Genomic DNA, 13,287 nt, shown 5'->3' with positions numbered 1-13,287 from the left:
CAGCGTGTTCGGTAATTGTCCTGCTTTATGTTAATATTCTCTCTACTGATTTTACTGACCCGTTTCTGAGTATCCCTAATCATGTTGCAAAATATTCGTATCGTGCTGGTCGAGACTTCTCACACCGGTAACATGGGCTCCGTTGCGCGCGCCATGAAAACCATGGGCTTAACCAACCTCTATCTGGTTAACCCGCTGGTCAAGCCTGACTCACAGGCTATCTCACTCGCGGCCGGTGCCAGCGACGTTATCGGCGACGCCAAAATTGTCGACTCGCTGGATGAGGCCATTGCCGGATGCAGTCTGGTGGTCGGCACCAGCGCACGCTCCCGCTCGCTGCCCTGGCCGATGCTGGATGCGCGTGAATGCGGCGTGAAAAGCGTGGAAGAGGGTCAGCAGGCACCGGTTGCGCTGGTATTTGGTCGTGAACGTGTCGGCCTGACCAATGACGAGTTGCAGAAGTGCCACTATCACGTCGCGATTCAGGCAAACCCGGAATACAGCTCGCTGAACCTGGCGATGGCCGTACAGATTATCGCCTATGAAGTGCGCATGGCGTGGTTACAGGCGCAGGAGCAGGCCAGCCCGCCGCCGCAGTATGAAGAGTCACCTTATCCACTGGTGGATGACCTGGAGCGTTTCTATCAGCATATGGAACAGATGATGCTGAACAGCGGCTTTATCCGTGAAGCCAGTCCTGGCCAGGTGATGAGCAAACTGCGCCGTCTTTACACCCGCGCCCGCCCGGAACGCGATGAGCTGAACATCCTGCGCGGCATGCTTTCGTCGTTTGAAAAGCGAAAAAACGATAAAAAAGAAGCAGATAATAGTTGAGTGAATTACCAGGTTAAATACCTGACTAATTTACCAGGTTAAATAGTTGACCAATTTACTCGGGAATGGCAGACTTCAGAGCATCTGTTGCTAATCCTCCGATAACCGGACGCTATTGAGGTCGTACGCTATGAGACTGACATCCAAAGGACGTTATGCCGTTACTGCAATGCTGGACGTTGCCCTTCACTCCCATGAAGGCCCGGTCCCGCTGGCTGATATTTCAGAGCGTCAGGGCATTTCGCTCTCCTATCTGGAGCAGTTATTCTCCCGATTGCGTAAAAATGAGCTGGTTTCCAGCGTACGTGGTCCGGGCGGCGGTTATCTGTTGGGCAAAGCGTCTAATACCATCTCTGTCGGTGAAGTGATCACCGCCGTTGATGAGTCTGTTGATGCCACCAAGTGCCAGGGTAAAGAAGGCTGCCAGGGCGGCGAGCGTTGCCTGACTCACGTGCTGTGGCGCGATCTGAGCGTGCGCATCAGTGACTTCCTGAACAATATTACACTGGCTGAGCTGGTGAATAATCAGGAGATCCTGGATGTAGCCGATCGTCAGAATGCGATTGATAATCGTCGCTTCCAGAGCCCGCGCACGCAGGAAATTAACGTCAACCAACGCGCCTCGTAATCCCCGCTGTTGCGGCCCTTACTGCTAACGCGGTCAGGGCCGAATCTGCTATAAAGACGTATGATTTTTTATACGGAGCTGTAGCGAAATGAAATTACCGATTTACCTGGATTACGCCGCCACCACGCCGGCCGATCCGCGTGTGGCCAGCAAAATGATGCAGTTTCTGACGCTGGATGGCACGTTCGGTAATCCGGCCTCGCGATCGCACCGTTTTGGCTGGCAGTCTGAAGAAGCGGTTGATGTTGCGCGTAATCAGATCGCCGAGCTGGTCAATGCCGATCCGCGTGAAATCATCTTTACCTCAGGCGCCACTGAATCCGATAACCTCGCGATTAAAGGCGCAGCTCACGCCCACCAGGCGCGCGGCAAACATATCATAACCAGCCAGACAGAACATAAAGCGGTGCTTGATAGCTGCCAGCAGCTTGAGCGTGAAGGCTTTGCTGTCACTTATCTCACCCCGGCGGCTAACGGCATTATCTCGCCTGACCAGCTGCGTGCGGCGCTGCGCGACGACACGATTTTAGTCACCCTGATGCACGTTAATAATGAAACCGGGGTGATTCAGGATATCGCCGCCTTTGGCGAACTCTGCCGCGAACGTGAGATTCTGTTTCATGTGGATGCGACCCAGAGCGTCGGCAAGCTGCCTATCGATCTCAGCCAGTTACCGGTCGATTTGATGTCCTTTTCTGCCCACAAACTCTATGGCCCGAAAGGCATCGGCGCACTCTATGTCCGGCGTAAACCGCGTGTGCAGATTGCTGCGCAGATCCACGGCGGCGGACATGAGCGCGGTATGCGATCCGGGACATTGCCGGTGCATCAGATTGTCGGCATGGGCGAGGCGTATCGTATCGCAGCAGAAGAGCGCGAAACCGAGATGGCGCGGCTGCAGACTCTGCGCGATCGTCTGTGGCAGGGCATCAGCACACTGCCCGACGTCACCCTCAATGGCGATCTGCATCAGAGCGCACCGAACATTCTTAACCTCAGTTTTGCTGACGTTGAGGGTGAATCACTGATCATGGCGCTGAAAGATCTGGCGCTCTCTTCCGGCTCGGCCTGCACCTCCGCCAGCCTGGAGCCTTCCTATGTATTGCGGGCGCTGGGCCTGAGTGAAGAGCTGGCGCACAGTTCGCTGCGCTTCTCGCTGGGACGCTTCACAACCGAGGAAGAGATCGACTACGCCATTGCCCTGGTGCAGAAATCAGTGACCCGTCTGCGGGCCTTAATGAAATCCTGACACCCGGTCATAGTCCGGAAATTGCGCCTATATTTGCACTTCGCTGGCAACACCTGACGGAATCTGTTATCAGGTCTCTCTGCGAATTATATTTAACATCTTATTAAAGCCGTTATAACAATCAGGCTGGATGAAACAGATAACGATTATGGAGCTTTTCGATGACCACACAACCCATGAATATTACGCTTAGCAGCCAGCCCGCCGATGCGCGCTGGGGCGAAAAAGCGATTCTCAGCAGCAACGACAGCGGCATGACACTGCATCTGACCGGCGCGGATGCGCTGAATAGCATTCAGCGTGCGGCTCACAAAATCGACAGCCAGGGGATCCGCCATGTGGCGCTGACCGGCGAAGGCTGGCACCTTGAGCAGTGCTGGGCATTCTGGCAGGGCTTCCGTGGTCCGAAAGGCCAGCGCCAGGTTGAGTGGCCGGCGCTGGGCGAACATGAGCAGGCGGAGTTTGATCGCCGTCTGAAAATTATCGACTGGGTTCGCAACGTTATTAACCTGCCTGCGGAAGATCTGGGGCCGGAACAGCTGGCGCACAATGCAGTCGATCTGATTAGTGAAGTGGGCGGCAGCGCCGTCAGCTATCGCATCACCAAAGGCGACGATCTGCGGGTACAGGGGTATATGGGCCTGCACACCGTTGGACGCGGTTCAAATCGTCCGCCGGTATTTCTGGCGCTCGATTACAATCCGACCGGCGACGACGATGCCCCGGTCTACGCCTGTCTGGTCGGTAAAGGCATCACCTTTGATACCGGTGGCTACAGCCTGAAGCAGAGCAGCTTCATGGACTCAATGAAATCTGACATGGGCGGCGCGGCGACCGTCACCGGCGCGCTGGCCATGGCGATTTCGCGCGGTCTTAACAAGCGCGTCAAACTCTACCTCTGCTGTGCCGATAATATGGTCAGCAGCAACGCCTTTAAACTGGGCGACATCATTCGCTATCGCAACGGTAAATCGGTGGAAGTGATGAACACCGATGCGGAAGGGCGTCTGGTCCTGGCCGACGGTTTAATCGACGCCAGCGAGCAGAACCCGACGATGATCATCGATGCTGCGACGCTGACCGGTGCGGCCAAGACGGCGCTGGGCAATGATTACCATGCGCTGTTTACCTTTGATGATGTGATGGCACAGTCGCTGATGGGCAGCGCGGTGAGTGAGAACGAACCTTTCTGGCGTCTGCCGCTGGCCGAATTCCATCGCAGCCATCTGCCGTCTAACTTCGCCGATCTCAATAATATCGCCAGCCCGTCACATGCGGCGGGTGCCAGTAGCGCGGCAGCGTTCCTGTCACACTTCGTCAGTAACTATCAGCAGGGCTGGCTGCACATCGACTGCTCCGCGACCTATCGCAAAGGCGCAGTTGACCAGTGGGCGGCGGGTGCAACAGGTCTTGGCGTGCGTACCCTCGCCAATCTGTTACTGAAATAAGCCGATCTCAGCGGTGGCTGATGCCGCCGCTGTTCAAAGGAAAACTATGAATCGTCTTGAAGAGGTGCTGAAGCTGGCGGCCACTGAGCCTGCCCATCGGCCCGAATTTTTTCAGCTGTTGCTGGAATCTGATGCCTGGGTGCCAGGTGAAAGCACCACGCAACAGCTTGATGCCAGCACGCCCGTTGATCTGCAGCACTGGGAAAAAGAGGATGGTAGCAGCATCATTCCTTTTTTCACGTCAGAAGAGGCGATGAGTGAAGCGGTGAGCGGTGAGCAGTCCTGGCTGCGTCTGCCGGTACGAACGCTGTTTGAGATTACACGTGGCGAGACGCTGTTTCTCAATCCCAAACTGCCTTCCGGTAAAGAGTTTACTGCGGCCGAGATCACCCATCTGCTGGCTGAAGAGGGCAGTGCACTAAGCCAGCAAACCGTGCTGGAAGGCGGACAGTCACTATTGCTGTCTGAGGTGGCTGAACCCCCTGCGCAGATGATCGACTCACTGACTCAGCTCTTCAGCAAGCATAAGCAGGTGCGTCGCGCGTTTATCGCCAGTATCCGTGAGCGGGCTGACGAAGCGCCCAATCTGCTGATTGGCATTGAAGCGGACAGCAATATTGAGACGATCATTCAGGCGGCGGGCAGCGTGGCAACCGATACGCTGCCGGACGATGCGCCGGTTGATATCTGTGAGGTGACGCTGAACGATCGCGGCATCAGCCACTTCTTTACCGCCCACATCACGCCATTCTACGAGCGTCGCTGGGGCAGTTTCCTGCGCGACTTCAAGGGCAGTGAGCGGATTATCTGAGACAACAACGTAAACAGGCGGCTCATGGGCCGCCTGTTTTTTATTTCGCGATAGGTAAGTCGTCGCGACTGCCCCATTCGCCCCAGGATCCGTCATACAGCGTGACATCCCGTGCGCCCAGCGCCGTCAGCGCCAGAATCACCACCACCGCCGTCACGCCTGAGCCACAGCTGGCGACCACCGGTTGGGTAATATCGACGCCCGCATCGGCAAACAGCGTCTGAAGTTCCGCCTCCGGCTTGAGTTTTCCCTGTTCAACCAGGCTGTTCCACGGCACGTTCAGGCTGTTGGGAATGTGTCCGCGATGCAATCCGGGACGTGGTTCATCCACTTCGGCGTTAAAGCGATTGGCAGGACGCGCATCAATAATCTGTGCGCCGCCTTCATGGCTGATCAGCAGTACGTCCGTCAGGCGTTTCACCCGGCTTTCATCTGCGTGGGCCTCAAACTCACCTTCCGGCAGATTCACTTCGCCGGTTGCCAGCGCAAAACCAGCTTCTTTCCAGCCCTGCAAGCCCCCGGCCAGAATCGACACCTGAGCCACACCAAAGGTTTTCAGCATCCACCAGGCGCGTGGCGCAGAAAAGAGATTACCCTCGTCATACACCACCAGGTGCTTATCACTGCTGACACCCAGTTCACGCATCGCGACGGCAAAACTTTCGGCGCGGGGCAGCATATGGGGGTAAGGGCTGGTGTGATCGGAAAGCGCTTCAATATCGAAGTAAGGGGCGTCGGGTAAATGACCCGCCAGATATTCGGCCTGGATATCGCGAACCGCTTCCATACCGGGTGGCAACAACCGTGCATCCAGCACCTGAAGCCGCTCATCGTTGTAGTGCTCTTGTAACCAGTCGGCGGACACAAACAGTGGCGTCGTCATAACAACCTCATCTCAGCAATCTGTCATACCAGTGTCAGGGAATGTGCGCACCATCTCAAGAGAAGCGTTGATTAAATGCGAGCATTGATATGAAATTGCGCTGCGTAATCAAACGACACTCCCTGCGTCCCGGTGAAGGAACTACCATGAAGAAACGCAATACCCGGCTGCTGCTCAGCATGCTGATCGGTGGCTCGCTGCTGTCAGCGACCCTGTTACCTGTTTTGCCTCTCCAGGCGGCAGAAGCACCCGCAACCTCCCAGGTCAGCAAACCGCTGACGATTATCGATCTCTCGGAACTGCAGATCGATAATGCCGCTGCGCTGGTCTTAACCTTCAATCAGCCGCTTGATGATAAACAGGATATCGCGCAAAAAGTCAGGCTGACCGACGATAAACAGGGCCGGGTGGATGGCGGCTGGGAGCTTTCTGCTAACCGCAAAACGTTGCGCTTCCGCCATCCCGAGCCGTCGCGTCACTTCACCGTCACGGTGGATGCGGGACTGCGCGCGGCCAGCGGAGAGACGCTTGCCGCCGATTACAGTCAGAAAATCGCCACCCGTGATATCCAGCCGATGGTGGGCTTTGCCAGTCGCGGTTCACTGCTGCCGCTGCGTATCACGCAGGGACTGCCGGTGCTGGCGCTGAATGTTGACCAGGTCGATGTCGATTTCTTCCGGATAAAGAATGCCGGCCTGGCGGAATTTCTCTCGCAGTGGAATTACGGCAACAACCTCTCAAACTGGCAGTCGCAGGAGCTGCTGAAAAGCAGCCAGCTGGTCTATAGCGGACGCTTTGAGCTCAACCCGGCGCGTAACACGCGTGAAAAACTGCAGCTACCGATGCGTGACATTACCGCACTTCAGCAGCCGGGCGTCTATCTGGCGGTGATGAAGCAGGCCGGTACTTATCGCTACAGCCAGCCCGCCACGCTTTTCACCCTCAGCGATATTGGCCTGTCACTGCATCGCTTCCCGACCCGGTTTGAACTGTTCGCCCAGAGTCTGGCAGACGGTCAGCCGCTTTCCGGGGTCAGCGTCAGGTTGCTGGATGAGAAGGGGCAGGTGCTGCAAAGCGGTACCAGTGACAGCACCGGTCATCTGAGCCTCAAGGCGGATGAAAAAGGCAAGCTCCTGCTGGCAATTCAGGGAGAACAGACCTCAATGATCGACCTGGCGCGTCCGGCGCTGGATCTCGCTGAATTCCCGGTCGCGGGGCCGCAGGGCTATGACAAACAGCTGTTTGTTTTTGGTCCGCGCGATATCTATCGTCCTGGCGAAACGGTCATCGTGAATGCGCTGCTTCGCGATGCCGACGGACACCCCTTGCCCGCGCAGCCGATCAAAGCGGAGCTGGTGCAGCCCGATGGCCAGGTGATGCGGACTTTTGTCTGGCAGCCTGAAGCGGGATTCTACCAGCAGCGACTGGCGCTGTCCGCGTCGGCCATGACCGGCGACTGGATGTTGCGACTGAATACCGGCGATAACCTCAAGCGAGAGTGGAAGTTTCACGTCGAAGATTTTCTGCCGGAGCGTATGGCGTTAACCCTGAAAAATGACCCTCAGCCACAGGCCGCTGATGCCAGTGTTGAGTTCGGTATTGAGGGGCGCTATCTCTATGGCGCCCCAGCGGCAGGTAACACGCTACAGGGTCAACTCTATCTGCGACCGGCACGCGAGGCGGTGACTGCACTGCCAGGCTACCAGTTTGGTGACATCACCGAAGAGGGGTTAAAGCGGACGCTGGATGAGGTGGATCTCAAGCTCGATGCCAGCGGTAAAGCACAACTCACGGTAGAAAATCAGTGGGATCAGCTCCACTCTCCGCTCAATCTGATCCTGCAGGCCAGCCTGCTGGAAACCGGCGGACGTCCGGTCACCCGTCGTGCCACCCAGGCCATCTGGCCCGCTGAAGCGCTGCCGGGTATCCGGCCGCTGTTTGGTAACAAGGCGGTTTATGACTACCGCAGTGACAGCTATCACGATGAGCCGACCGTGCCGGAACAGAGCCTGGCCGAATTCGACATTGTCTATGCCAACAGTCAGGGCAAAAAACTGGCGGCAGAGAAGCTGGATGTTCGCCTGATCCGTGAACGCCATGATTACTACTGGAGCTTCTCTGACAGCGAAGGCTGGCAGTCGCAGTATAGCGACAAGGATCTGCAGGAAGATGAACGCGCCATCTCTGTCCCGGCTGATGGCAGCACCAAAGTCAGCTTCCCGGTCGAGTGGGGCCACTACCGGCTGGAAGTGCAGGCGGGCGAGAAGATCGTCAGCAGCGTCCGGTTCCAGGCGGGTTATGACTGGCAGGATAACACCAACGGCACGGGTGCATTGCGCCCGGATCAGGTCAGACTGAAGCTGGATAAAGCGGCTTACCAGCCGGGCGATACCGTGCATCTGCAGGTTGAGTCACCGGCGGCCGGTAAAGGTTACCTGATGGTGGAGTCGAGCAGCGGCACGCTCTGGTGGCAGCCACTGACCGTACCAAAGGGCGGCACAACGGTGGATGTCCCTGTTGCTGAGAGCTGGCAGCGTCACGATCTCTACTTCAGCGCCATCGTGGTGCGTGACGGCGATAAGGTCAGTGGCGCAACGCCAAAACGCGCGGTGGGGCTGTTGCATCTGCCGATGGCGACGGAGGCGCGCCGCTTAAATCTGACGCTGGATGCGCCCGATAAAATCCGTCCTGAGCAACGCCTGACGGTAAAAGTCCACGCCAGTCGTGATGGCGGCCCGCTGCCTGAAAAAGTGAATGTACTGCTGTCAGCGGTGGACAGCGGCGTTCTGAGCGTGACGGATTTTAAAACGCCCGATCCGTGGCAGGCTTTCTTTGGCCGTAAACGCTACAACGTCGATCAGTACGACGTCTTTGGCCAGCTGATCGAAGGCGGTGGCCGGCTCGCGGCGCTGCGTTTTGGTGGTGATGGCGAGGATGAATCGATGACGCGCGGCGGCAAAAAGCCGGTGACGCACGTCAATATCGTGGCGCAGCAGTTACAGGCAGTCACACTGGATAAAGAGGGCAACGGATCGATTACGCTGCCGATCCCGGCCTTTAACGGCGAACTGCGGCTGATGACTCAGGCCTGGAGCGACGACAGCTTCGGCGCGGCAGAGCGCAAACTGGTGGTCGCGGCGCCGCTGATCAGCGAACTGGCCACCCCGCGCTTCCTTGCCAGCGGCGATACAGCCTCACTGGCGCTGGATCTCACTAACCTGACCGATCTGCCGCAAACTCTGAAGGTGGATCTGAGCAGCAGTGGCTTAGTGGATCTGGCCGGGGCTGCCAGCCAGAGTGTGACGCTGGCCAAAGGCGCGCGTACCACACTTCAGATTCCGGTCATGGCGAAAACCGGCTTTGGTGATGGCGAGGTTGCCGTGCAGATTTCCGGTCTGAACCTGCCGGGCGAGCAGGTGAAGCCCAGCAAACAGCAGTGGAAAATCGGCGTCAGGCCACCTTATCCGGCCCGGACGCTGAATTTCGATGCCGTCATCAATTCCGATCAGCCCTGGCAGGTCGCGGCAGCCGCGTTTACCGGGCTGGATGCTCAGACCCTGAGTGGACAACTGACGCTGAGCAATCGTCCGCCGCTCAATATCGCCAGCTATATCAGTGCGCTTTATGCCTATCCCTACGGCTGTCTGGAACAGACCACCAGCGGCCTCTGGCCGTCGCTCTACACCAGCCATGCCGAGCTGACCGCGATGGGGATAAAAACCAGCAGTGATGAGGCGCGCCGGGCCGCCGTCGACACCGGCATTGCCCGTCTGGCGGGCATGCAGCGGGCCAACGGCAGCTTCGGGCTGTGGGACAAGCAGAGTGAGGAGGAGTTCTGGCTGACGCCTTACGTGACCGATTTCCTGCTTCGCGCCAGCGAGGCGGGCTATGCGCTGCCGGATAATGTAGTTGATCGCGCTAACGCACGGCTGCTGCGCTATCTGCAGGATCCCGCGCAGATCAGCGGCGGCGGCAGTGATAACAACGCCGCGCTGCAGTTCAGCGTGCAGGCTTACGCCGGACTGGTGCTGGCGCGTCAGCAGCGTGCGCCGCTGGGTGCGCTGCGCGCCTTGTATGAAAAGCGTGAGAAGGCCCGCTCCGGCCTGGCGCTGATGCAGCTTGGCGTGGCGCTGAAGCTGATGGGTGACGGGCAGCGCGCATCGCTTGCGATCATGCAGGGTGCCAGTCTGACGCGCTCAGATAAAGAGTGGTATGGCGACTATGGCAGCACGGTGCGCGATGAGGGGATGATGATAGCCCTGTTAGCAGAGAATAAGCTGCAGCCTGATTTGCAGAATAGTCTGCTGCTGTCGTTGTCAAAAGAGGTCAACGGCAAGCGCTGGTTCTCGACTCAGGAGAATAACGCGCTCTATTTAGCGGCGCATACGCTGCAGCGTGCGCAGGGCGGAAGCTGGCAGGCGCAACTGTCGGGCAATGCACAGCCTCTGCAGGGCGATGCGCCACTGAATAAAGGGCTGGGGGCTGAACGACTGTTGCAGGGCTTAGCCGTCAGTAATCCGGGCAGTGCGCCGCTGTATGGTCGTCTGGATGTCACCGGTTATCCGCTGGCCGCGCCACTGCCGGAGAGCAATGTGCTCGGGATAAAACGTGAATACTTTACGCTGGATGGCAAAGCCGCCGATCTCAGCAATCTGCGCAGCGGCGAGTTGCTGGTGGTGCGTCTGACCGTTTCGTCGAAGCGCAGCATCACCGATGCGCTGGTGGTGGATCTGCTGCCTGCCGGTCTGGAGCTGGAAAACCAGAACCTGGCAGACAGCAGCGCCAGCCTCGGCGACAGTGCGGATGCGCTGAAGGAGAGCATGGGTGACATGCAGCAGGCTGACATCAGACACATTGAGTTCCGTGACGATCGCTTTGTGGCGGCACTGGCGGTGGATACTTATCGTCCCGCGACGCTGGTCTACCTGGCGCGGGCGGTCACACCGGGGCGCTATCTGATGCCACCACCGCAGGTCGAGTCGATGTATGTGCCGGAGTGGCGCGCCACCGGCAGCACGCCGTCGCAGCTGCATATTCAGTAAGTGACGCGACGCGTGGTAAACGTCAGCAGCATCAAAAAGTGGTGGCTCGCGCTGCCGCTTTTTTTTCTGGCGCTGTGGCTGTCTATATGGGGGCTGGATCGGCTTTTCCCGTTGCCGCTTAAACAGGTGCAGCCTGCGCGGGTGGTTGTTGCCAGCGACGGTACACCATTGTGGCGCTTTGCTGACAGCAAGGGGATCTGGCGCTATCCGGTCACGCCAGAGGAGGTGGCTCCGGCCTATCTGCAGGCGCTGCTGACCTACGAAGATCGCTGGTTCTGGTATCATCCCGGCATCAATCCCCTGGCTCTGCTGCGTGCCGCCTGGCAGGATCTGCGCCATCAGAGCGTGATTTCCGGAGGCAGCACGCTGACCATGCAGGTGGCACGCCTTATCGACCCGCAACCCCGGACGCTGCGCGGCAAGCTGATTCAGGCGTGGCGGGCGCTGCAGCTGGAGTGGCATCTTTCCAAACGTGACATCCTGACGCTCTATCTTAACCGTGCGCCCTTTGGCGGCACGCTGGAAGGGGTGGGCGCGGCCAGCTGGAGCTGGCTGGGAAAAGCCCCGTCACAGCTGACGCCGGGCGAGGCGGCGCTGCTGGCCGTTTTGCCGCAGGCACCCAGCCGTCTGCGACCCGATCGCTGGCCGGAGCGGGCAGAAGCCGCACGCAACAAAGTGCTGGATCGGCTGGCGGAATACCGCATCTGGTCCGCTGAACAGGTGGCGGAAATCCGCCAGGAGCCGGTGTGGCTGCCGCCGCGCCAGATGCCACAGATGGCGCCGCTGCTGGCCCGGCGGCTGCTGTCGATCAGCCACAGCGATAAGATTGTCTCTACGCTTGACCCCTCACTGCAGCGCGAACTGGAAAGCCTGGCGCTGAATGTTAAAAATCAGCTTCCACCACGCACCTCGCTGGCGATGCTGGTGGTGGATCACACCACCATGGCGGTTCGCGGCTACGTCGGCTCGGCTGACTTTACCGATGACAGCCGTTTTGGCCATGTGGATATGATCGCCAGCGTGCGTTCGCCAGGCTCGGTGTTAAAACCCTTTATTTACGGCATGGCGCTGGATGAGGGGCTGATTCATGCTGAATCACTGCTGCAGGATGTGCCGCGTCGCTTTGGTGATTACCGGCCAGGCAACTTCGATACCGGATTTCACGGGCCGGTCAGCGCCAGTGACGCACTGGTGCGGTCGCTGAATCTGCCTGCGGTGCAGCTTCTGGAGGCGCTGGGGCCGAAAAACGTTGCAGCGCGCCTGCGCAATGTCGGTCTGAACTTGCGTTTTCCCCCCGGCGCTGAACCTAATCTTTCCCTGATTCTCGGCGGCACCGGAGCGCGCATGGATGAGATCGTGGCTGCCTACAGCGCCTTTGCCCGCCACGGTAACGCCGGCCAGCTGCGCTGGATGCCCGATCAACCCTTACAGCAGCGGCCGCTGCTTTCGCCTGAGTCGGCGTGGATCATCCGGCGTATCCTGGCCGGGGAAGCGCAGCCCGCGGGCAATGGCAGCGTACCCGATGTGGTGCCACTGGCCTGGAAAACCGGCACCAGTTATGGCTACCGCGACGCCTGGTCGGTGGGGATCAATCCCCGTTATCTGATTGGCGTCTGGGTCGGAAGACCGGATGCGACGCCGGTTGCCGGGCAGTTTGGTTTTGCCTCTGCCGTGCCCGTCATGAATCAGATCAACAGCCTGCTGATGAGTCGCCTCGGCAGACGTGACGTTCCGGGCGATCCGCGGCCGGCCTCGGTGACGGTGGCGACCATTTGCTGGCCTGGCGGTCAGCCGTTGCCCGCCGGAGACGAAAACTGTCGCCAGCGGCGGCAAAGCTGGGTTGCCGCCGACACGCTGCCGCCTACATTGCTGGCTCCCGGTCAGGAGAGCCTCAGCGGATTACGCCTGGGCTACTGGCAGAATGCGCAGGGACTGCGCGTCGCAGCAGACTGCCCCGACGCCACCCGCCATGAACGGCTGGTCTGGCCGCTGCCGCTGGAGGCCTGGCTGCCGCCTCAGGAGCGGCGGGCGCAACGTCTGCCCCCTGTCGATGCCCGGTGTCCGCCGTTACAGCAGGGCAGCAGCGCACCGCTGATCGTTACCGGCGTGATTGAGGGGCAAATTGTCAGACCGCTGCCGGGCAGGAGCGCGCTGACAATGCCGGTCGCGGTGCAGGGAGGGCAGGGCACACAGCGCTGGTGGTTCCTGAATGGTGAGCCTCTGATGACGCAGAACGCCGCAGACAGCCTGTCGCTGCAGCTCGATCATCCGGGCGAGTATCAGCTGGTGGTGATGGATGAAGAGGGGCAACTTGTCTCCGTCACCTTCAGCCGGGGCTGACGCTTTTTTGCGCTAAATCATAACTATGGCGCGTCTGCTTCGACTCAGATCA

General features: G+C 59.0%; 8 protein-coding genes. 7 read left to right on the top strand and 1 reads right to left on the bottom strand.

Translation table 11 applies throughout. From position 1 onward, the window contains the following. The first annotated feature begins 81 nt into the window (after window positions 1–81). The 5 genes from trmJ to sseB all read left to right on the top strand — a co-directional run bounded on the left by trmJ (window position 82) and on the right by sseB (window position 4,970). Window positions 82–834 (top strand): tRNA (cytosine(32)/uridine(32)-2'-O)-methyltransferase TrmJ, encoded by a 753-nt coding sequence (gene trmJ, locus PAG01S_RS12125; RefSeq protein ID WP_039389621.1) that lies wholly within the window; start codon window positions 82–84, stop codon window positions 832–834. A 130-nt stretch (window positions 835–964) separates the two neighbouring features. Next, window positions 965–1,462, top strand: coding sequence for a Fe-S cluster assembly transcriptional regulator IscR (gene iscR, locus PAG01S_RS12120; protein WP_010257591.1), 498 nt, complete (start codon window positions 965–967; stop codon window positions 1,460–1,462). 88 nt (window positions 1,463–1,550) lie between these two features. Further along, on the top strand, window positions 1,551–2,711 hold the full coding sequence (locus tag PAG01S_RS12115; protein ID WP_031592489.1) for an IscS subfamily cysteine desulfurase: 1,161 nt from the start codon (window positions 1,551–1,553) through the stop codon (window positions 2,709–2,711). A 161-nt stretch (window positions 2,712–2,872) separates the two neighbouring features. Continuing rightward, entirely contained in the window at window positions 2,873–4,159 is a 1,287-nt protein-coding gene (pepB, locus tag PAG01S_RS12110; RefSeq protein ID WP_039389617.1) for an aminopeptidase PepB, read from the top strand. A 46-nt stretch (window positions 4,160–4,205) separates the two neighbouring features. After that, window positions 4,206–4,970 (top strand): enhanced serine sensitivity protein SseB, encoded by a 765-nt coding sequence (sseB, locus tag PAG01S_RS12105; RefSeq protein WP_010257582.1) that lies wholly within the window; start codon window positions 4,206–4,208, stop codon window positions 4,968–4,970. Between the two features lie 40 nt (window positions 4,971–5,010). On the opposite strand, the gene sseA is transcribed toward sseB, so the two are convergent. Further along, a complete protein-coding gene (sseA, locus tag PAG01S_RS12100; RefSeq protein ID WP_010257579.1) occupies window positions 5,011–5,853 on the bottom strand; it encodes a 3-mercaptopyruvate sulfurtransferase in 843 nt (280 codons plus the stop codon). A gap of 146 nt (window positions 5,854–5,999) precedes the next feature. Here sseA and PAG01S_RS12095 point away from each other — a divergent pair, with 146 nt between their 5' ends. Beyond that, entirely contained in the window at window positions 6,000–10,895 is a 4,896-nt protein-coding gene (locus tag PAG01S_RS12095; RefSeq protein ID WP_062758818.1) for an alpha-2-macroglobulin family protein, read from the top strand. Continuing rightward, on the top strand, window positions 10,896–13,235 hold the full coding sequence (pbpC, locus tag PAG01S_RS12090) for a peptidoglycan glycosyltransferase PbpC (protein WP_062758816.1): 2,340 nt from the start codon (window positions 10,896–10,898) through the stop codon (window positions 13,233–13,235). The last annotated feature ends 52 nt before the right edge of the window (window positions 13,236–13,287 follow it).

It is taken from the genome of Pantoea agglomerans NBRC 102470 (assembly GCF_001598475.1).
GTDB classification, from domain to species: domain Bacteria; phylum Pseudomonadota; class Gammaproteobacteria; order Enterobacterales; family Enterobacteriaceae; genus Pantoea; species Pantoea agglomerans.
The sequence above is the reverse complement of the archived record's forward strand: the minus strand, read 5'-3'. Positions and strand labels throughout refer to the sequence as shown.

What these genes read in the sequence shown, in the direction of transcription:
- sseB (WP_010257582.1), top strand. Translation starts at nt 4,206, where the DNA reads ATGAATCGTCTTGAAGAGGTGCTGAAGCTGGCGGCCACTGAGCCTGCC.
- pepB (WP_039389617.1), top strand. Translation starts at nt 2,873, where the DNA reads ATGACCACACAACCCATGAATATTACGCTTAGCAGCCAGCCCGCCGAT.
- iscR (WP_010257591.1), top strand. Translation starts at nt 965, where the DNA reads ATGAGACTGACATCCAAAGGACGTTATGCCGTTACTGCAATGCTGGAC.
- PAG01S_RS12115 (WP_031592489.1), top strand. Translation starts at nt 1,551, where the DNA reads ATGAAATTACCGATTTACCTGGATTACGCCGCCACCACGCCGGCCGAT.
- sseA (WP_010257579.1), bottom strand. Translation starts at nt 5,853, where the DNA reads ATGACGACGCCACTGTTTGTGTCCGCCGACTGGTTACAAGAGCACTAC.
- PAG01S_RS12095 (WP_062758818.1), top strand. Translation starts at nt 6,000, where the DNA reads ATGAAGAAACGCAATACCCGGCTGCTGCTCAGCATGCTGATCGGTGGC.
- trmJ (WP_039389621.1), top strand. Translation starts at nt 82, where the DNA reads ATGTTGCAAAATATTCGTATCGTGCTGGTCGAGACTTCTCACACCGGT.